Origin of the sequence: Afipia birgiae 34632, assembly GCF_000308295.2 — a bacterium.
In the GTDB taxonomy this organism is placed as follows: domain Bacteria; phylum Pseudomonadota; class Alphaproteobacteria; order Rhizobiales; family Xanthobacteraceae; genus Afipia; species Afipia birgiae.
Map to the genome: position 1 here is coordinate 780,776 of NZ_HG326653.1, position 20,132 is coordinate 800,907.

Consider the following 20,132-nt stretch of genomic DNA (forward strand, 5'->3'; position numbering starts at 1 on the left):
TGATGACGACGCTCGGCGCAACCACAATCAACACAACAAACCATTATCTCGATCAGTACAGTCGGGCGTGGATCCGGCAGTCTGCCCAGGTTGCTGCGGTACTCGCTATTGTGCTGGTTGCATTCTGGTATGTTGGTCTTCTGGATTTCGGGACCCTGGCAAACGGGGTTCCGGCCATCTTAACGCTGGCCCGCGAGGCGATGCCGCCGGATTTCACCAATGCGCGCGCGTGGCTCAAGCCGCTGGTGGACACCTTGGCAATGAGTATTGCCGGAACGGCAATAGCGGTGCTTCTGTCATTTCCGCTGGCTTTTCTTGCTGCCCGGAACACGTCGCCGCACACGATCGTATTTCATGTCGCCCGTACCCTGCTAAACGCTCTTCGCTCGGTCCCGGAGCTGATTATGGGCATCATTTTCGTTGCTGCCGTAGGCTTTGGTGCTTTACCCGGCGTTCTGGCATTAGGCCTGCATTCGGTCGGTATGGTCGGCAAGTTTTTTGCGGAAGCAATTGAGCATGTCGATGAGGCCCCCATAGAGGCTGCGCGCGCCGCAGGTGCAACTCCGGTTCAAGTGTTGTTCCACGCCGTCCTGCCACAAGTGTCATCGCAGTTCGCAGACGTATCCGTCTATCGCTGGGAATATAACTTCCGCGCATCCACGATAATGGGAATGGTTGGCGCAGGCGGTATTGGGTTTGAGCTGATGGGATCGCTTCGAATCATGTTGTATCAAGAAGTCAGCGCCATTTTACTCGTCATCCTGATAATGGTGACAATCGTCGATGGCCTGAGCGGCTATTTGCGGAAGAAATTCAAGTAAGGACCGGCCATCGTGAAACCGCGCGTCGTCATCACCCACAAAGTGCATCAGGAAACCTTGGATCTCCTCTGTGACCATTGTGAAGTCACTCCCAATCAAACTATGGAAACCCTGCCCCGCGAAGAGATTCGCCGCCGTGTCGGCACGGCGGATGCAATGATGGCCTTCATGCCGGACTGGGTCGACGCCGATTTCCTGGCAGCTTGCCCGCAGATGAAGGTCATCGGCGCGGCCTTGAAGGGCTACGATAACTTCGATGTCGCGGCCTGTACGGCCCGGGGCATCTGGCTGAGCATCGTGCCTGACCTCCTGACCGTGCCGACGGCTGAGTTGGCCATCGGCCTTACCATCGGCCTCACCCGCAAGATGATCCAGGCCGATGCCAGGGTCCGCTGCGGCAAATTCGCCGGTTGGCGGCCGGAGTTTTTCGGCCTGGGCATCGCGGGGTCCGCCATTGGTATTCTCGGAATGGGGGCGATTGGGCAAGCCATCGCCGAACGGCTGAATGGCTGGGGCGCAACGCTGCTATACAACGACCGGGTGCCGATCCCAGCACCCGGCGGCGAAGCTCGACCTAGTGTTGCTCGGCGCAGCCTGGAGGAGGTATTATCCGAATCCGATATCGTCATCCTGGCCCTGGCGCTGGCCCCAGACACCATCCATCTGATCAACGACAGGACGCTCGCCCTGATGAAACCAGGCGCATACCTCGTGAATCCATGCCGCGGCTCTGTCGTGAGCGAAGCTGCTGTTCTAACTGCGCTCACCAGCGGTCAGCTCGGCGGGTATGCCGCCGACGTGTTCGAGCTGGAGGATTGGGCTCGCGAAGACAGACCGCGGGAGATCGCTCCGGGCTTGCTGGGTCACCCAAACACGATGTTCAGCCCGCATATTGGCTCTGCTGTTAAGAAAGTTCGCTTGGCAATCGAACTGCGCGCTGCAGAAAATATCCTGCAGGCCCTTTCGGGTAAGCCGCCAATGGATGCCGTCAACAATCCGAGACAAGTGGCTTAGATCGGCAATGCTGAATCTAGTATGGGTGCGGACATTTCTGGCCCTGGCGAAGCATAAGAGCTTTCAAGCGTCCGCAGAATATCTTCGGATCGCTCAGCCGACGGCCTCATCACATATCCAGAAGCTTGAGGAGCAGCTGGGTGTCCTGCTATTCCATCGCTCCCGAACGGGGTGCGAGCCGACGCGGGAAGCGATGAACTTTCTGCCTTATGCCCAGAGCATCCTTAGGGTTAACGAGCGTGCACTCGCCGCGGTCTCTGGGGAGCGCACGCGGATCGGTGCCAGTTCCAATATCGGAATCTATCTGCTGCAGCCCTATGTCCGGTCATATCTGGAAGGCCGCGATCCAGCGGCTTTTGATATGGTGATTGACCGCAATCCGTCCATCGTCGAGAAACTGGAGAATGTCGAAATAGATGTGGCCGTGTTGGAATGGTGGGACAACCGCGACGGCTGCCAAGTCGAGCGCTGGAGAAGCGAGCCCGTCGTCGTCATCGTTCCGCCCGATCATCCATTGGCGTCTCAAGACCACATTGATCCGGTTCAGTTATCCGCATTTGAGCTTCTCGGCGGCGAACCTGGCACCGGGACCGGGCGGATGCTTGCGAAATATTTCGGCGATCACGCTCAAATGCCGCGGGTTTCCCTACAGTTGGGTAGCACCGAGGCTGTCAAGCAGGCGGTAAAGGCTGGAGTTGGCATCTCTCTAGTTCTGGCGTCAGCCGTATCGGACGAGGTGCGGGCCGGAAGCCTGCGTGCCTTACCCTTCCCTGACCCGCCGCTACGAAAGGACCTGTTTGTCGCTTGGCGCACCGGCATTTCGGGCATGCCTATACCGGCCTTCGCCCAGCATCTATTGAACGCTCACTGCAATGAGACGGTATCCGCTCGCTGACGTCAGCGCCTCTCGAATCGGCTACATGCGCGTTTTGTTGGTCATGAACGCGTATTTCGCACGGTCTAAGCGGTCGCTCAACCGGTTCGATGATTGAGTGAGGAGCTTAAATGCGACGTCAAAGAGCGTGGGTACAGGCGATCTGTTTTCGCATGCGCTCTGCGGTCAGCTGAAGGCGGCCCAGCTCCATCAACCCATGTCATGGGTTCGTGTTTCTTAGTCGATCTGGCTAGCTTCTCCTGTGGCGAATGTCCGCAAAGTGGCAACCAAGCCGCCCTCGGCAACCAATCGAAAGCGCAGAATTCCACTCCACCGCGACGTTCCTGCCCTCTGCCGGAAAAGGCCGCAGTGGCTCATGGCTTGCCGTACAACTTTCTCGAACCAAGGTCCGAAAGGGGTCCGGGAGCGGCCGGAGAAGGCACGAAGCTGTCCCCCTCGCATACTTCAGGTTTCGCGCTTGCGACGACTGAGCAGCTTTTCACCATCGGCTCTCAACTCGCCTTCTGGCCCGACAAACCGGTAGAGCGTCTGCCGGGTAATTCCGAGTTCGGCACAGAGATCGCGCACCTTGGTTGCCGGTTGTCCCATGGATGCGGCGGCAAGCCGCAGCTTGGCTGGCGTCATCTTGAAGGGGCGGCCGCCGTTGCGCCCTCGGGCGCGGGCTGACGCCAGGCCTGCCTTAGTCCGTTCGACGATCAACTCACGTTCGAACTCAGCCAGCCCGGCGAAGATGGCGAATACCAGTCGGCCGTTGGTAGTGGTGGTGTCGATCGATGCGCCTTCGCCAGCCAATATCTTCAGACCAATGGCGCGTTTGGTTAGATCGCCGACCAGGTTGACCAGATGACGTAGATCACGGCCGAGCCGATCCAGTTTCCAAACCACGAGTGTGTCGCCAACACGCAGCGCCTTCAGGCATGCCTCAAGACCGGGTCGGTCGTCGCGGCGGCCCGAGGCTGCATCCTCATAGATATGGTCAGGCAGAACGCCGGCCCTGATCAGGGCGTCGCGCTGCAGGTCGTGGGCTTGACTGCCATCAGCTTTCGAGACCCGTGCGTATCCGATCAACAATGTCATTTATACGTCCGTTTGTGTGACATTCTTCATTTGGTCGCGCCAAAGTCTGTAGATTGTCACATAACCCGTCTTGCAATGTAAGCTCCATGAACGGTTATCTCCGATCTTTTTGTGACGAACGGAGTACCCATGCCCCGCCGGATGATTTTGACGGATGCCGAACGGCAGAATTTCCTTGCTCTTCCCATTGATGACGACACTCTGATCCGGCATTGGTGCCTCGATGACGATGATCGCCATCTTATCGAAACTCGACGCCATGATGACACTCGGTTGGGATTAGCGCTTCAGCTCTCTGCTCTTCGTTATCCCGGCCGCCTGATTCAGCGGGGGGAAGTCATCCCTTCTGTGGCGCTGTCGTTTCTGGCCGAACAACTCGGGATCGAGCCAGAGGCACTTTCCACTTTTGCACGGAGAGCACCAACCCGCTATGAGCAGCTCGCCATCCTGCGCCAGCACTATGGCTTCACTGAACTGTCACACCCGTTGCGCGCCGATCTGCTTGCATTTGCACGCGGCATTGCGATCGCTTCGACGAAAGACAAATTTGTCGTTGCAACACTGGCTGACGAGATGCGGCGGAGGCGCATCATTATTCCCGGCATTACCGTGCTCGAACGGTTGGCGGGGCAGGCTTGCACTGAAGCCGAGGAGGCGCTGTATACCGATGTCGCCGGAAGATTGACGCCGGACCTTGTTCTTCGGATGGAAACATTGCTCGGCGCGGGACGACGCGCAAAACAGAGCGGCATATCCTGGTTGCGAGAACCTCCCGGTAAAGCCGGGGCAACGGCCATGCGGGGATTGATAGATCGACTGGAGGCCGTGCGTCATGTCGGTGTCCCCAATGATGTGCTTCAAGCGATCCCGGCTCACCGTGTTCGTCGGATGGCACAGGAAGGTCGTCGTCTGACTGCCCAGAATTTTGAGCAGATGCGGCCAGGCCGCCGTCACGCGACATTGGCCGCGTTTTTTCTGGAAATGGAAATAGCACTCACCGACGCGGCGATCAGCATGTTCGAGACGTTGATTGGCAAGAGTTTTCGGCAGGCAGAGGCAGCCCGTGACAAGCAACTCCTCGAAACCGCATCGTCGGCGACATCCGCACTCGATTTCTTCGTCAATTTTGGCGAAGCCATAACCGCCCAACGCGAAGCTGGGCTTTCTCTTGATGAGGCGGTGACCACTGTCGCGAGCTGGGAAGAGCTCATTCAGGCAACAGCTTCGGCGAAGGCAGTGAGAAGGCCTCGCAGCGAGGATGATTTGATCACCTACCTGCCGGCTCAATATGCTCGCATCCGGCGGTTCGCGGCTGCATTTCTGGCCTCGTTCACCTTTGAAGGAAACCGCCGAAACGTACATATCATTGAAGCTATTGTGCAGATGGAAACTGCCTGGAGGAAAGGGGCCAGATCAAACGATCGGCCCTGGATCCGCAAGGCGTTGCTGCTGGCGAATGCGCGATGGCGCAAGGAAATCGTCGGCGCTGATGACGTGATCGACCGGAAGATGCTGGAACTCTTTCTCATCGTCGAGCTGAAAAACAGGATTGCCGCCGGCGACATATGGATCAGGGGTTCCCGCGCCTACCGCGCACTCGACGAGTACATGATCTCGCACCAGACGTTTGCCGTCATCAAAGCCGAGGCCCGCATTCCGGTCGCGATTCCGATCGATGTCGAGACCTATCTCGCCCAGAAGGCCGACGCTCTGGATCAAAAGCTGCGTGAGGCGACACGTCGCCTGGAAACTAGTCGAGGCGATACCCGCATCGGCGCAAAAGGATTGCGGGTCCCAGCGGTCAGAAGCACGGAAACCGAAGCCGCAATCGCGTTCGCAAGGCGGGTGGCGACAGCCATGCCGCCAATCCGGTTGACGGACCTTGTGGCCGATATCGACCGGATGACCGGCTTCAGTTCGTTATTCGAGCACCTCCAGACCGGTCGGTCACCTTCCGATCTGCGGGTGTTCTATGCGGCGCTGATCGCCGAAGCCACAAATCTCGGCTTCTCGAAGATGGCGCATGCCTGTCCCGGCATCACGCGCCGCCAGCTACAGCAGATGGCAATCTGGCATTTTCGCGAGGAGACATTCGCTCTGGCGCTCGCCAAACTGGTTGAGGCTCAACACTCTGCCCCGTTCTCAACAGTGTTCGGCTCGCACGCTGTTTCCTCGTCGGACGGACAACATATCCATCTTGGCGACGGCGGCGAAGTCGCAGGCGGCGTCAATGGCAGGTATGGAAACAACCCGATTATCAAGCTCTACACCGCAATCTCTGGTCGCTACGCGCCCTTTCATACCAAAATCATCGCCGCAACGGCAAGTGAAGCCGTTCACGTGCTTGACGCATTGCTGGAAACCGACGCTGGCCTTAATATTGTCCGACACCACGTCGATGGCGGCGGCGTCAGCGATCTTGTATTCGCCCTCTGTCATGCGCTCGGCTTCGCATTCGTGCCGCGCATCCCCGATCTCGACGGGCGATGCCTCTACGCCTTCGGACTGGCCAAACAATACGGAATTCTTCAGAATGTCATGGGTGACCGGATTGACGCCGATCTGATCCGGACGCATTGGGATGATATCTTGCGCCTGATGACCTCGCTACGCACGCGCACCGTCAGCGCCTCGCTCATGCTGAAGCGATTGTCGGCGACAACGAGGCAAAGCGGTCTTGCCCAGGCGTTGCGCCAGATGGGACGGATTGAACGAACCCTCTTCACCCTCGACTGGATCAACGACGAGCAATTGCGAAAGACAACTACCGCTGAATTGAACAAGGGCGAAAGCCGGAACAGCCTTGTTCGGGCAGTCAATCTTCATCGTCTCGGCCGTTTCCGCGATCGCAGTCAGGAAAACCTGTCGATCCGGGCATCCGCTCTCAATCTGGTTGTCACCGCCATCATTCACTGGAACACAATCTATATCGGCCGCGTCATCGATGCCCTGCGCAGTGCAGGACAGGCTATCCCGGATCATCTGCTGTCCAGCCTGTCGCCTCTCACATGGGAGCATGTGAACCTGACCGGCGATTACCTCTGGGAAGAAAAGCCGGCTCTCGACAAAAACGGGTTCCGAGCCATCCCGTTCAACCCATGATCCGCCTGCCGTATATCTGTGCCCCTTTAATGTTCAGGGGCCATGAGGTAGCTGCCCCTCCACGTTCCCGGGTAAACGGATCAGCACGGGCGAGAGCACCCGCACTTCGGGAAAGGATCCGAGCTCGTATCGTATCTCCAGAGAGTAACTCGCATATTGCGGCCTTACGCTTCCTACCCACCGGGCGGACTGGGCGCGACGGTCGACACCGCGCGCAGCGAACTGCGGCCAGGCCGCTTTCATGGAGGCGATCTGCTCGTCGATGGAGAGGATCGCCGCCATCGTCAGATCTTCTGCCCGAAGAAAGTGTGCGGCCGCGCTGTCGCGACTGCCGGATTGATCATCGGCGCAGCGACTGCGGCGGCGGAGGGCAACAGCACGCCGCCCCGCCGAGTGTAGAGCTGACGCGACTGCTGGATGCCGCCACCAACTTCGGTCGCGATCTGATCGGCGGCCCGGGTCACGACGCGGTCGCCGAAATTCCCGCGCAAGACGTCCATCATCGTGTTGGGGAACATCTCGCCCTTGCGCATCGCCTCCAGCGAACGCACGAGCTCACGCAGATACTCGGCGAATTCATTCTGCTGAGCAACGGATTCAGGCCAACGGTCGGTAAAGACATCGGCCTTGCAGACCGGATTGGCGACATGCAGGAGGCGCCCGTAGAGCGAGGCCTGCTCGATGTCGCGGACGATCCAGCTTGCGAGGCGAACGAGCATGGCGCTGAGCGACGTGTTCGGATGCGCGGCGAGCCCGGCATAGTAAGAGAGCATCACCGACGGCGGGATGCGTCCGCTGTAGCTGGCGTAGCGGATATTGCGGTAGCGCTTGAGGAGCTGGAGCGCGAGCGTCGCCGTATTCTTGACGATGAAGTCGCACTGATCGGGCACATCGTCGACGTCGGCGTCGGCGCGCGTCGCAAGGCCCGCATGGTCGAGCCACCGCCGGTGGAACTCCTTCGCCATGCGGACTTCCAGCGGCGTCCGGCTCGCATACCACTGTGCGAAGCCGTAGGCGTTCATGTCGACGAAGCGATCGTCTTCGGAGCGGCGCGGACCTTTGGCGTGGGTGATCAAGCCTTCGCGATCAAGCGTGCCGTAGGCGCGCAGCGATGGCGTGACATCGAGATGCATCTTGTCGGCGTAGAACAGGGTGACGCAGCGCGTCTGCCGCAATACCCGCTGCACGGGGTAGTCACTGAGCGCGGATTCGAGCTCGGTCAGGATTTCGAGGGGCGGCATGCCGCGAAAGCGGCCGCCGAGCTGTGAGACGATGTCGAGATCGTATTCGTCATCAGTGCCGCGCGTCGAAATCGTGGCGTCGATCGCCATGGAGCCCTGCGGATAGAAGTGCTCGATCTGGTCGAAGAAGGCGGCCGTGGCCTCGAGATGGCGTCGCACCGCCTCGTAGCGTGACTTCGCCTTGTCATGCAGCGAGGGCGGCAGCTGAACGCTGAGCGCGATTTCGGCGAGGATACGGTCGAGAGGGTCGTCGAAGGGATTGAGGCCGGTCGGCGCAAGCTGGATGTTCACATCGATCTCCGCGGCGGGCTGGGCTGCATCTGTGCATCTCGTCACCGCCCGCGCGATGTTCGGGATGATATGAATCGGAATATGTCTACTCCGAACAAGATGGGGAGCTTGAATGCGTCTGTCAAGGGACATAGGATATAGCTACTCCGAACAGGGCTTGGGCCGAACCGAGCGGAAGGACTGGTTATGAAATTTGGTGAGCGGATCAAGGACTTACGGACAAAGAAAGGTCTGACGCTCGATCAGCTTGCGCAGGATACCGGCTCGTCGAAGAGCTACATCTGGGAGCTGGAGAACAAGAATCCGCCCAGGCCCTCTGCCGAAAAGCTGTCCGCGATTGCGGGCGCCCTGGGGGTTACGGTCGACTATCTGATCGGAAGCGACAAGCAGACGCTCAGCCAGGCGGAGGATACCGCCTTCTTCCGGCAATATAGCGGTCTTCCGGAGGATACCCGCCGGCAGATTCGCGAGATGGCCCGCATCCTGGATACGAAAACACGCAAATGAGCGAACCCGGCCGCCTTCGCCCGCTGAAGGAGGCGGCGCGCATCACGCAGATGCTGGACATCGTGCTCGGAGCGGATCGATTTGATCGAGCGCCGGTCGACGTACTCCGACTCGCGTTGGAATACTCTCGCCAGATCGCGCCCGAAAGCCCCATCCACGAGGTCGTCGCGCGCAAGATGCCTGGCTGCGTCGGCGCATTGGTCTATGGCGAGGCGCGACCGCGTCAATGGGCGATCATGTACCATGTCGGCCAGTCGGACGGGCGTCGCTCGTTTACCGTCGGACACGAGTTCGCCCACTACGTCCTGCATCGCCAGCTGATCGAGCAGGATGGGGCTTTCGACGGCGGCATCTATTGCGATGAGAACGCGGTGGATCGTCGCGGTGGGTCCGGCATCGAGCAGGAAGCCGACGAGTTTGCCGCGGCTCTGCTGATGCCGCTTCACGATTTCCGCCGCCAGCTGCCGGCCAAGGCACGGGCTGATTTTGACACGCTCAGCCGCCTCGCGAAACGCTATGGCGTGTCGTTGACTGCGGCGATCCTGCGCTGGCTCGAATACACCGAAACACGGGCCATGATGGTGGTCTCGAACGAGGGTTTTGCGCATTGGGCGAAGCCGAGTGGTCCTGCGCTGAAGTCGGGGCGATTCATCAGGACGAAGAACACGGTGTACGAGCTGCCCTCGCAAGCCTTTGCTGCAAGGCGCGATTACTCTGACCGCGCGCTGAGCGGCATTTCGCAACAAGCTGGCATCTGGTTTCCGGAGCCGGTCCATGAGATGTGCTTTCGCTCTGACCGATATGACCAGGAAATCACCGTGCTGCAATTCGAAGCAGACGGTCCGCGGTTCCAAGCAGAAGAGGAAGAGACCGACGTTTTCGACCATTTCAAACGAAGCGGCCAAATGCCGGTTCGATAGAATAACAATCCTCTTCGCATCGGAACCGGCCTAGACGATCCATTGCGGTTGTTGAGATATGAATGCGAGTGAGCCCGTGCCGTTACAAAATCCGCCGCGGCAGCTGAAAGAGAATCTCGTAAAACAGGCATTGAAGACATTCGCCTGGGACCAGTTCAAACAGCATCTATCGATGTTGGATCTGGACGACGATGTCGTCTCGGAACTCCTCGGCCACATTCGTCGCAGCACCGATTTTCTCATCAAGCGACCTGACGCAGCTCGGGAAGCGGCGCGCTCCATCTTCATCGACGAGTTGGGCAATTTCCTCAGGGATCACCACGGCCAGGACGCAGCGGCGCCGCTCGGCAATGAGATCGCAATTATTCAACGAATCGAAGACGGCTATCGCGAAATCCTACGTACACAGGAGGGGACGGTCGCCGCCAAGCTGCTGCCTGACACCCAGGCTTCGGCAGCGCTTTCGCGATCGGCATACTCCTATCATGAGCTGATGGAAGCCTTCCGCACCGCGAGCAGCACACGGAAGGAATTGACGCTGCAGTCCTTCCGGATAAGGCAGCCCGACGGCTCTTCCTATTCGCCCGATGGCGTACTCGCGGGCATTGTCGATATCACCACGATGACTCTGATGCTCCTCGGTCATCGCTACCGTTGGTTCGATAGTCAGAAGTTCCTGGTGTTGCCGAAATTGTCGGACGTCACCGACGACGAGATCTATAAGGCCGGGTTGACGGAAGTGTTGGCCGCCTCCTGGCGTCACTGGGAACGGATGGAGCAGCGCTGCCGCTATTTCGGTGGCGAACTCAAGGTTTTCACGAAAGGCAATCTACCGACGTGGACACCCGAAGGTGCCGAAACGGCCATTGAATACGACCACATCAGTGACGGCGAATTCTTCGATTACCTCGCGAACGATCGCCTCAACGATCGCCTCATCCAAACGTTCCAGGAGATGGCGCTTCAGATCAACATGGATGCGACGGAGTCGGGCATCGCGAGACCGCTAAGCCTCCCCCCTGGCGTCTTCGTTTCAGCGCAGGAGGCGCATTCCGACGTCTCTCTCAGTGAGATCCTCGGCTATTCGATCGTCGATGATCAGGAGCGTCCCTGCGGGTTGAGGCTTATCGAATGGATTCGGGGTTACGCGACGCTGCGTTGCCTCTCCGACGAACGATACGTCCAGGCCGGGAGGAATGGCCTCTGCGCCACCGTGCCCCGCGAGACGCTTATTGCCGTCCTCGATCGTGTCGGCCTGAAGGACGGGACGGCCGAGATATTCATCGACCTCGTGTCGCTTCGGGCGTCCAGCCGCGATCTTTTCGACCATCCGCTAATTCGCATGGAGGACGGTTCACTCCTCGTCTTCGGCCCCGGCATTCTGACTTCTGATCCCGCGCGTTTGACCCTTTCCGCTATCGGAAATCAGGGCAAGCAGCTAGGTCGCAAAGGAAAGGCTTTCGAGCAGGAGACGCTAGCGTTCTTCGTGAAACAAGGCTTTGCAGCAAAGGCTTTCAAGTTCAAGCGGGACGGAGAGGAGTTCGAGTACGATGTAGTCGTTCCGTGGGACGATTACATCTTCATCCTCGAATGCAAGAACCGTACGCTATCGGGACACAACCCTGCGGCCGCATATCACTTCGCGCTGGAGATGCTGTCAGCGGTCAATCAAGTGAAGCGACTGGCCGATGCGCTTGTCGAGCATTCCGATATCGTTCTCGAGCGAGCCGGCATTGACGTGGCCAACAAGACCATCGTGCCGTGTGTCGTCAATTCCCTACCATATGCAAGAACGGGCGATCTTGACGGCGTCTACATCACCGACGCCTCGGGATTGAAGCGATTCTTTCAAGACCGCAACTTCCACATCGTTCGGCCACACAATCTCAAAGGCAAGGGCATCGTCCTGCACCGTACGGCGATGAAGTCGCTTTGGAAGGGAGACAAGCCAACGCCGGACGACTTGGTATCGTATCTCGCTGACCCCCTTCAGTTGCAGTTGATGATTGGCCATGCAAAGAAGAGCGGACATCGCTTTGGTCTGGGAGAGCGCACCGTTGCGGCAGTCGTTGATCTCGCGCACGATGAAATGACGACTGCTAGCATTGCGAAGCTATTTTCGGTTGATGGTGAGTGGGTCGAACGCGAAGCCAAGGCAGTTACGCACGCCATCAAAGATGCAATGCGAAGGCAAGAGCAGCGAGCGGTCCGTAAAGCTGATCGCGCTTGGCGAGCCCAGCAACGACGTCGTTGAGCCCGCGTCAGGTCGCCGATCTCACTGCGCGATGCTCGATGGCCGCCTCGGAAAGAAGATTCATCAAGATCAAGACGACGGAGGTTCATCGCAAGGCTGCCGCTACAGGCGCGTGGCCCTTCGACCTCTGGGTCGATCGCGGTGGAGTTCGACCCCCAGTCTACAGATGGTTGTTGAGAAGCCAAAGTCCGTCGGAGATTGGTGGATCGGCGAGCAACTTCATTGCCGGACGCGATGCAGTCGAAAGAGCTTTTCGAAGAAATCCGTAATCCTCGCCTCGGCGCCGTCACCGACCAGCTCATTCGCGCCGAACCGATAGACCTCGTATCCGGCAAGGCGCAGCTCGCGGTCGGCCGACACCATATCGGCGTAGACCTTCAATGAAGGAAGATCGTTTTCCGAGAAGTGATGCTTGCCGTCGACCTCGATCACGATGCGCTGGCGGCTGGGAAGCAGCATCAGGAAGTCCATGCGCTGACGCGGTAGGGGAAGCCGGTGGCGCAGGGTTTTCACGACGGCAGGATCATAGTGAAGGTAGACCTGCGGCAGGAGCGCCGGCAGCGCCTCGCCGAGGGCGGACCGATAGGCCTTGAAGTAGGTCGCGAAAAGCTTGCGTTCTGCGTCCGAGGCCAGGGATTCCTGGAGGCGCGCTCCGAGATTTGCAGCATCAGCCCCCGGCGTGACCTCGCCCCACCAGGAAACGAGTTCCGACCACAAAAGACCGGTCGCGCCAATCGGCCGGTCGTAGACCAGGCAGCTCTCTTCGCCAGACAGGATGATGATGTCGTTGTTGATCGCATCGACAAAGCCGATCTCCGGCTTTGGTCCTCGCGAGGCGAAGATCAGGTTTTTCGGCCGACCACTAACCCCGCGCACCAGGGAGCGGAAACTGAAGAGCGGGTGACCGGATATCTCGCCGTCCCGCGCAAGCTCATATCCATCCCGCGCGAGAACCCTGTTCAGCGCTGCGACCGTCTTCGCCTGCTCATCGCCCGATCGGCAAAGGGGATGAACAACTTGTTCGAGCAAGGCGCCGAACCTGGCCCTGGAACAATCGAAGGCCCCGATTTCTCCGAACAATTGTTCGACCGACCAATCGCCGGGATTGTGATCCATGTGCCGGGCGACCCGGTCGCGCAGGCTCTGGCCGCTGCTGCCGAAAAAGCCTTCGAATGGCGAGGAAAGCGGGAAGTAGCCCTCGACCACTTCCACGGTGCTGCGTTCACCGGCGAGATCGTCGCCGAGGATCCGCGCGACGTCTCGTCGTGTGATCTGCGTCAGCGGCGGATCATCAGCCTCGAGCACCTTGCGACCCGCTTCATCGAGCGGGATATCGCTGCGAGCAGCAGCGAATTTGAGCGCCAGTCGAGCCAGATCCTCCTGCGTGAGGTTCTCGAGCACCGCTTCGATACGCTGCCGTTTCGAGAAACCCTCCGGGGCAGGCACGACCAGCCCGGCGATCTGCTCTGGCTCCCGGCTCATTTGGGTGTGCGTCATCCCGTGCAGAATCCCGGAGATGAGCCCGTAAAGGTCATCCGCCACGCCCGGTCCCCTTCAGGATCACGCGTACCAATGCAAACATCCGCGTAAACAGATAATCGACCTGATCCAGAGAGGTCAGCGCTTCCTGCGTCGTCTCGGAATGACGAATGCGAAAGCTGTTCCCTATGGAGGTCAGCTCAGCGGCCTCCCGCCCAAACGCTTCCCGAAATCCAGAGCCTGGCGGGGCGACGCGGTCCAGCAGCGCATCAGCCTGCGCGCGCTTGTTGGCGCCGGGCTCCAGCGTCTTCAGCCGTTCGAAAGCGTCCCACAGCTTCTCCAGCGCGTCCTGCCGATCTTCGGGCTTTGGCGAGAGAAACCGTTGGCGCGCGGCTTCGAGCAGCCGGTCCGTCTCCGCATCGCCAGTCTGAAACAAGGCCCAGCCAATCGTGTTGGCGATCGCCTGCGGAAGAAGGCGGCGGGCCTGTCCGGTTGCCGTGAGCTCATAGGCGATAGCGTTCCGGCGAAACAGGAGGTTCACGTCCGCCACAAATCGTTCAAGGCCGGCGTCTCGGTCCCAACTCAGGTGATGGTGGCGGTAGTAGGAATGATAGGCGCCCTGAATAGGCTCACCCACGGCGCTGGCGCAGAACTCGAGCAGATCAAGGATCACCGGCGTGTCGGGCACTACGTTCGGAGAAAGCGGCCATTCGATCCACGGCACCTCGGCGCCTAGCACCTGGCGGAAGGCCTGCTCGTCACACCCGCACGGACCGTTTCCGTCCGGGCACTGTTCCGGAAAGCGCAGGCCAAATGAGCCGTTACCAATTCCGGTCTGGATCAAGCTGTAGAGGCCGGCCCACAAGCGCTCATCGATGACATCGATGGTTTGGGGCCGTGTTCCGTATTCACGATCCGTAAAATAGGTAGACACCCGTTTCCCCCAATATCATCCCTTTGCCGCGCGGTTTGCCCGCTCCGCTATGTCTGCGCATCGCTCGATCAGCGCCTCGAACGGCTCGGCATCTTCGAGCAGCAGCCCGTCTTCGACCATGCGCACATAGTCGGTAGCCAATGCCGTGCGCGCTTCACCAGCCGGCGCGAGCTGCAGTTTCCCGCCGACGGCGGCTTCGTAGTCGATGGCCTCGCCATCGGCAGCCTTCTCCGTGAAGAACATGCTCTTATGGCGGGCAACCGCGCCGGCGAGATCACGGTCGGACGTTGCGGCGGTGGCAATCCCGGCATCATCCAGTCGAACAACGTCGTGCCAGTGGCGGGCGAAGCGCTCGCCACGAAGCCGTTCCTGCAAGCAGAAAACGTGCATCGCCGTCGCCTTCTCCCAGAAGGTCCGCTCGGCATGCATCACGCGCGGCCGCGCCGTCGGAAATTCAACGCCTTCGATCAGTCCGGCCGCGTCGCACACGACATCGCGCGGGCTGGCTGGCTCGCCGGTCGAGCGGGCTCCGAACTCCAGCATCACGCTCGGAGCCACATAGCCAGATCCCGCAGCGGTCGCCTCATAGTCGACGAACAGCTTGTCGCCTTCGACCCTGAGCGTCGCGGGCAGCGATTGTACGTCGATCGCACCGGCAAGGAGAGGCCGGACCGTTCCATCGACCCATTCCGGCAGGCGGTGCCGAACGGCCTTCGACCACCGTTTCTCTTCGCTCCGGTTTTTCGGCAGAGCTTCACCATTCTCGCCCACCAGGTCAGGGGCGATGGCGCGGATGTCGTAGGTGAGATCCACGTCTTCGGAAAAGCGTCGGATGACATGGTACGCCTTCGACAGCGACGTGCCGCCCTTGAACACGAGATGCTCGCCGAGATCGGACCCGAACAGCGTCGCGAGAGTCCAGACAACCCACACGTCCTTTTCCAGCAGATGGAGCGGGCGGCCGGATCGATCGGCAGCGACGGCCAGGGCCTCGCGCCGATCGCCCGCCGACAATGTGAGGAAGGCTTCAGCCATGCGCGACCTTGCCCACCGTCCTGGCGAGCCAGCTCGGGAGCTGGGGCGCGGCCGCGACGAGTTCGCCGAACGTGGAAGACGGCAACTTGCGCTTCAATGTCTTCAAGGCGGCTTCTGCCTTCTCCGGCCCCAACCAGGCCAGCGCGCGCACAGCCTGTCCGGCGGGCCGATCGGCCAGCGCCAGTTGCCAGCGTGGCGCATGCCGCAACTCGACGATTTGCTGGCCCAGATTCATCGTCCGACTACGGCCCGATGTCAGATAGACCGACCGGACCGGCACCTGGGTCGTGAGGCCGAGCGCGTTGGCGGCGGCTGCGCCGTTCGACACGATGACCTCACCCCGCTGGAGCGCGAGGGCTTCGACGGCCTTCTCTAAGGATGGCGCCCGCACGCCGAACCGGCTCGAAACCGGGCGCAGGTAGACGCCGCGCCCGGCACGCATCAGCCGGCCACGTTCGGCCAGTCGCGACAATGCCTGATCCACCGCGGCGCGATTGCCGAGGTGGAGCAAGCTCTTAGCCGCGATCGGAGCGCCCTCGGGAAGGCCCTCGGTATGCGCCAGAATCTGTTCGGTCAGTCGTTGCACAGCAAATCTCCTGTCAGAAATATACGCAGTTTTCTGACAGTTTTCAATCTCCTCTGGAGGCCGGTCCAAATCGGGGCTCTTGCGGCGAAACATTCCTTCCGCGCCAGAACCCAAGGCAGGCCGGCAAGGGGGCGTTAGGTTCGGCTGATTGGAAATCAGTCACCCGCTGATTGGGAGCGTAGCGACTGCAATCTGGGAGGCCGGGAGGGGAAAGCCTTCCCCTGTGGCCGAGCCCAAGGTCTCGGCCGACCCCTTCTGCGGGGAGACCCCGCAACGCCCCCATTAGAGTGAGAGTGTGGACCGGGTTTCCGTGACGGGTTGAGGGTCGGGAGAGAGTCTTCCGACGCCCGTCATGGAGTTTGATCCCATGAACATGCAGATTCTCGATGCCCGGCGCGACGTGAGTGGCGGCTGGAAGGTGGACGTCAATCGCGGTGAACGCCTCGGCCGCGTTTCCTCTGAGTGGTTCTCGCGCCCCGATGACGAGCGCTACCTTTCCCTGTCGGAGCTGGCGGACTCGGTGCGCGGGCGATCCGAGCGTAGTCGGACCCGCGTGGTGGAGACCGCGCTGGTCCATGTCGAGGCGAGCCGCACCGATCCGGAACGCTTGTCGCTCATTCTGCCGGGCTCGGACACGCCCGCCGCGCCGACCCATTGGAGCTTCGGCCAGCTCGCCAGCCAGGTCGGCGCTCCCGCCGCCTATCTTCGTCAGCTCCCCGCCGCGCTGGCCGGCATCAACTTGCAATATGGCCTGACCTCGCACCGGGCCGAGCAGATCAAAACGCTCGAAACCGACAACGGCCGCATCGAGCTGCGCGCCGTCACCGGCCCGGACTACGGCCGGATCTACGATCACGAGCTGGTCGAGGCGGTGCAGCGGATCGCCGGCAACGGCACGGGTGACACGCGCTGGAAGGTGCCGGGCGTGCTCGACTGGTCGACGGGCGTCTACAATCCCCGCGTCGACATCACCAAGGACACGACGACACTCTATGCGTCCGATCGGGATGTATTCCTTTTCCTCGTGGACGATCTCAACCCCATCGAGGCCGGTCGGCTCCCCGATGGTTCACCGGACCTCTATTTCCGCGGCTTCTACTGCTGGAATTCCGAGGTGAGCGCGAAGACGCTTGGCATGGCGAGCTTCTACCTCCGCGCGGTCTGCCAGAATCGCAATTTGTGGGGCGTGGAAGATTTCGAGGAGATCACCATCCGCCATAGCAAGTACGCGGCGTCCCGCTTCGCGCACGAGGCCACGCCGGCGCTGCTGAACTTCGCGAACTCCTCGCCCATGCCCTTCATCAACGGCATCAAGGCGGCGCGCGAGCGGATCGTTGCGAAATCCGATGAAGACCGGACCGAATTCCTGCGCAAGCGCGGGTTCTCGAAGGCCGAGACCGGCAAGATCATCGAGACCGTCCTGGCCGAGGAAGGCCGCCCGCCCGAGTCCATCTTCGACTTTGTCGCAGGCATCACCGCCGTTGCCCGCGAAAAGACCAACCAGGATGCGCGGCTCGAACTGGAGGGCAAGGCCAAGAAGCTGCTCGATCGCGCCGCCTGATTGCAGTGAAGCCGGAAGCACGGATTTCCGTGTCTCCGGCTTTGCGCCTTCGTGCCTCTCCGTTCCTCCGTATCCGTGGCGCTGCCCTCCAAGAGTGAGAGGGCGGCGCTTCGCTTCGTGACGAGTTTGGGTTCGAGAGAGAGGCTCTCAGCGCTCGTCGCGGAGTAACCAACATGGCAACTGCCGTTCAGAAGATCACGCTGTCGTCCGCGCGCGACATTCCCTTCAATAAGCTGGTGCTGAGCCAGTCCAACGTTCGGCGCGTCAAGGCCGGCGTCTCGATCGAGGAACTGGCCGCGTCGATCGCGCGGCGCGGTCTTATCCAGTCGCTGCACGTTCGCCCCGTCGTCGATACCGAGGGCGTCGAGACCGGCCTGTTCGAGGTGCCCGCCGGTGGCCGCCGCTACCGGGCGCTTGAGATGCTGGTGAAGCAGAAGCGCTTCAACAAGTCCGCGTCCGTGCCCTGCGTCGTCAGCGCGATCGACAGCGGCATCCTGATGGAGGAAATCTCGCTGGCGGAAAATGACGAGCGCGTACCGAACCATCCGCTCGAACAGTTCCGCGCCTTCCAGTCCATGCGCGACAAGGGCATGACCGAGGAGGCCATCGCCGCGGCCTTCTTCGTCGGCGTCAACGTCGTGAAGCAGCGGTTACGCCTCGCGTCCGTCTCGCCGAATCTGCTCGACATCTATGCCGACGACGGCATGACGCTCGAACAGCTCATGGCGTTCACGGTCTCGCAGGATCACGCTCGCCAGGAGCAGGTCTGGGAGCAAATCCGCAATAGCTGGCAGAAGGAGCCGTTCCAGATCCGGCGCATGCTGACGGAAACCACGGTTCGCGCCTCGGACAAGCGCGCCGTGTTCGTCGGCGTCGATGCCTATGAGGCCGCGGGCGGCGTCGTGCTGCGCGACCTGTTCCAGTCCGACGATGGCGGCTGGCTTCAGGATGTGGCGCTGCTCGATCGTCTGGTCTCCGAGAAACTCGCCGTGATCGCCGACGAGATCGGCGCCGAAGGCTGGAAATGGGTCGAGGCCGCTGTCAGCATTCCCTACGGCGTCACGAACGGCCTGCGCGAGATCGCTGGCGAAACACTCGACCTGACCCCGGAAGAACAGGCGACCCGCGATGCGCTCGAGGCGGAACTCGATCGGCTGACCGAAGAGTATCAGGACGCCGATGAGCTTCCGGAGAAAGTCGATGAACGTCTCGGTGAGATCGAGACCGCCATGGACGCACTCGACAATCGGCCCGTCCGTTACGACTCGGCCGACATTGCCATTGCCGGCGTGTTCGTCAGCATCGGCTCTGACGGCTCGCTGTCGGTCGATCGCGGTTATGTCCGTCCCGAGGACGAACTGCCGATCGAGACCGGAGATGGCGATGCGCCGCACGACGAGGTCGATCCCGACACCGGCGAAATCCGCACGCCTGCTATCCAGCGCGCCGTCATCACCATCGGCGGCCAGCCTGTTCAGGCCGAGGACGAGGAGGACGACGGCATCAAGCCGCTACCCGACCGCCTTGTCTCCGAACTGACCGCGCATCGCACGCTCGCGCTACGTGACGCCGTGGCGACCAATCCGCATGTCGCGATAACGGCGCTGCTCCACAAGCTGGTGTCGGATACGTTCCAACATCGCGCGGGGACAGGGTGCCTGGAGGCCAATGTCCGGCATATCTTCTTCCCGGCGCAGGCGGACGAGCTGAAGGATAGTCCTTCCGCGAAATCCGTCGCCGAGCGGCATGAGGCATGGAAGGTCGATGTCCCCGCCGATGATGCCACGCTATGGAACTGGCTCGCCGGGCTCGACGACACCAGCCGCATGGCGTTACTCGCCCATTGCGTCAGCTATGGCGTCAACGCGCTCTACGAGAAGCCGAACCCGTACAGCGGCTCCGGCGTGAGCGAGCATGGCCTGAAGGTCCGCCTGTCGCAGGCTGATCGCCTCGCCCGCGCGACCGGCATGGACATGGTGGAAGCGGGCTGGCGTCCGACGGTCGGCAACTATCTCGGCCGCGTCACCAAGGCGCGCATTCTCGAAGCCGTTCGCGAAGGCGCCGGCGAGCGGGCCGCGCAGCTCATCGACCACATGAAGAAGGGCGACATGGCGAAGGAGGCCGAGCGTCTGCTGGCCGACACCGGCTGGTTGCCGGAGCCGCTGCGCGTCAGCGGCGGCGTCGACGAACCTAACGCCGAGGGCGCGGATCGGGGCGGCGGCGACGAGGCATTGCCGGCATTCCTCGCCGACGATGGCGAGGACGACGAGACCGTCGAGCCGGAAGACGACAAGCACGTCGCGATGATCGCGGCCGAATAGCGCGCCAATGCGGGACGGCTCCGGCCGTCCCGCACATTCCCTCAACTCATCCTTCGCCTGGCTGTCGCGCCGGGCATTTTCGTTTCAGGAGACC

16 protein-coding genes are annotated in these 20,132 nt (G+C 61.0%); 9 read left to right on the plus strand and 7 right to left on the minus strand.

The features are described 5' to 3' along the window. Positions 1-2 precede the first annotated feature (2 nt). Genes phnE through BN32_RS17690 form a run of 3 tightly spaced genes read left to right on the plus strand, consistent with a single transcriptional unit; the run spans position 3 to position 2,730 of the window. Positions 3-821 carry a phosphonate ABC transporter, permease protein PhnE gene (phnE, locus tag BN32_RS17680; RefSeq protein ID WP_006023685.1) on the plus strand — a complete coding sequence of 273 codons (819 nt, stop codon included), beginning with the start codon at positions 3-5 and terminating at the stop codon, positions 819-821. Between the two features lie 12 nt (positions 822-833). Beyond that, positions 834-1,835 (plus strand): phosphonate dehydrogenase, encoded by a 1,002-nt coding sequence (locus BN32_RS17685; protein ID WP_006023684.1) that lies wholly within the window; start codon positions 834-836, stop codon positions 1,833-1,835. Between the two features lie 7 nt (positions 1,836-1,842). Continuing rightward, positions 1,843-2,730: a LysR family transcriptional regulator gene (locus BN32_RS17690; protein WP_006023683.1), complete on the plus strand. Its 888-nt coding sequence runs from the start codon at positions 1,843-1,845 to the stop codon at positions 2,728-2,730. Positions 2,731-3,174: 444 nt separating this feature from the next. Here the strand turns inward: BN32_RS17690 and BN32_RS17695 are convergent, their stop codons facing one another. Beyond that, positions 3,175-3,801 carry a recombinase family protein gene (locus BN32_RS17695; protein WP_024342673.1) on the minus strand — a complete coding sequence of 209 codons (627 nt, stop codon included), beginning with the start codon at positions 3,799-3,801 and terminating at the stop codon, positions 3,175-3,177. A 135-nt stretch (positions 3,802-3,936) separates the two neighbouring features. Here BN32_RS17695 and BN32_RS17700 point away from each other — a divergent pair, with 135 nt between their 5' ends. Next, positions 3,937-6,909, plus strand: coding sequence for a Tn3 family transposase (locus BN32_RS17700; RefSeq protein ID WP_006023681.1), 2,973 nt, complete (start codon positions 3,937-3,939; stop codon positions 6,907-6,909). A 33-nt stretch (positions 6,910-6,942) separates the two neighbouring features. Here the strand turns inward: BN32_RS17700 and BN32_RS28325 are convergent, their stop codons facing one another. Both BN32_RS28325 and BN32_RS17710 read right to left on the minus strand, forming a co-directional pair. Then, entirely contained in the window at positions 6,943-7,191 is a 249-nt protein-coding gene (locus tag BN32_RS28325) for a type II CBASS E2 protein (protein WP_019199003.1), read from the minus strand. A 2-nt stretch (positions 7,192-7,193) separates the two neighbouring features. Further along, a complete protein-coding gene (locus BN32_RS17710) occupies positions 7,194-8,441 on the minus strand; it encodes a nucleotidyltransferase domain-containing protein (protein ID WP_019199002.1) in 1,248 nt (415 codons plus the stop codon). A gap of 186 nt (positions 8,442-8,627) precedes the next feature. On the opposite strand from BN32_RS17710, the gene BN32_RS17715 reads away from it, so the two are divergent. From BN32_RS17715 to BN32_RS17725, 3 genes are all read left to right on the plus strand, one after another. Next, entirely contained in the window at positions 8,628-8,948 is a 321-nt protein-coding gene (locus tag BN32_RS17715; RefSeq protein ID WP_019199001.1) for a helix-turn-helix domain-containing protein, read from the plus strand. Beyond that, on the plus strand, positions 8,945-9,868 hold the full coding sequence (locus BN32_RS17720; protein ID WP_019199000.1) for an ImmA/IrrE family metallo-endopeptidase: 924 nt from the start codon (positions 8,945-8,947) through the stop codon (positions 9,866-9,868). Before BN32_RS17715 ends, BN32_RS17720 begins: the two co-directional genes overlap by 4 nt. Before the next feature lie 76 nt (positions 9,869-9,944). Beyond that, positions 9,945-12,122: a hypothetical protein gene (locus tag BN32_RS17725; RefSeq protein WP_040426899.1), complete on the plus strand. Its 2,178-nt coding sequence runs from the start codon at positions 9,945-9,947 to the stop codon at positions 12,120-12,122. A 219-nt stretch (positions 12,123-12,341) separates the two neighbouring features. Here the strand turns inward: BN32_RS17725 and BN32_RS17730 are convergent, their stop codons facing one another. From BN32_RS17730 to BN32_RS17745, 4 genes are read right to left on the minus strand one after another with little or no spacing between them, the layout of a single operon-like run. Beyond that, complete coding sequence (locus tag BN32_RS17730; protein WP_040426641.1) at positions 12,342-13,664, minus strand: AbiJ-related protein; 1,323 nt, start codon at positions 13,662-13,664, stop codon at positions 12,342-12,344. Further along, a complete protein-coding gene (locus BN32_RS17735; protein ID WP_019198997.1) occupies positions 13,654-14,535 on the minus strand; it encodes an AbiJ-NTD4 domain-containing protein in 882 nt (293 codons plus the stop codon). The genes BN32_RS17730 and BN32_RS17735 overlap by 11 nt, the downstream gene beginning before the upstream one ends. 15 nt (positions 14,536-14,550) lie before the next feature. Beyond that, positions 14,551-15,570, minus strand: coding sequence for a nucleotidyl transferase AbiEii/AbiGii toxin family protein (locus BN32_RS17740; RefSeq protein ID WP_040426642.1), 1,020 nt, complete (start codon positions 15,568-15,570; stop codon positions 14,551-14,553). Continuing rightward, positions 15,563-16,156, minus strand: coding sequence for a DUF6088 family protein (locus BN32_RS17745; protein WP_019198995.1), 594 nt, complete (start codon positions 16,154-16,156; stop codon positions 15,563-15,565). The genes BN32_RS17740 and BN32_RS17745 overlap by 8 nt, the downstream gene beginning before the upstream one ends. 367 nt (positions 16,157-16,523) lie before the next feature. On the opposite strand from BN32_RS17745, the gene BN32_RS17750 reads away from it, so the two are divergent. Both BN32_RS17750 and BN32_RS17755 read left to right on the plus strand, forming a co-directional pair. Further along, positions 16,524-17,717 carry a hypothetical protein gene (locus tag BN32_RS17750; RefSeq protein ID WP_040426643.1) on the plus strand — a complete coding sequence of 398 codons (1,194 nt, stop codon included), beginning with the start codon at positions 16,524-16,526 and terminating at the stop codon, positions 17,715-17,717. A gap of 173 nt (positions 17,718-17,890) precedes the next feature. Further along, complete coding sequence (locus tag BN32_RS17755; protein ID WP_019198993.1) at positions 17,891-20,038, plus strand: ParB/RepB/Spo0J family partition protein; 2,148 nt, start codon at positions 17,891-17,893, stop codon at positions 20,036-20,038. Positions 20,039-20,132 lie beyond the last annotated feature (94 nt).

Coding starts and splice junctions, on each gene's coding strand:
- BN32_RS17740 (WP_040426642.1), bottom strand. CDS start 15,570: ATGGCTGAAGCCTTCCTCACATTGTCGGCGGGCGATCGGCGCGAGGCC.
- BN32_RS17700 (WP_006023681.1), top strand. CDS start 3,937: ATGCCCCGCCGGATGATTTTGACGGATGCCGAACGGCAGAATTTCCTT.
- BN32_RS17720 (WP_019199000.1), top strand. CDS start 8,945: ATGAGCGAACCCGGCCGCCTTCGCCCGCTGAAGGAGGCGGCGCGCATC.
- BN32_RS17755 (WP_019198993.1), top strand. CDS start 17,891: ATGGCAACTGCCGTTCAGAAGATCACGCTGTCGTCCGCGCGCGACATT.
- BN32_RS17690 (WP_006023683.1), top strand. CDS start 1,843: ATGCTGAATCTAGTATGGGTGCGGACATTTCTGGCCCTGGCGAAGCAT.
- BN32_RS28325 (WP_019199003.1), bottom strand. CDS start 7,191: ATGGCGGCGATCCTCTCCATCGACGAGCAGATCGCCTCCATGAAAGCG.
- BN32_RS17715 (WP_019199001.1), top strand. CDS start 8,628: ATGAAATTTGGTGAGCGGATCAAGGACTTACGGACAAAGAAAGGTCTG.
- phnE (WP_006023685.1), top strand. CDS start 3: ATGACGACGCTCGGCGCAACCACAATCAACACAACAAACCATTATCTC.
- BN32_RS17750 (WP_040426643.1), top strand. CDS start 16,524: ATGAACATGCAGATTCTCGATGCCCGGCGCGACGTGAGTGGCGGCTGG.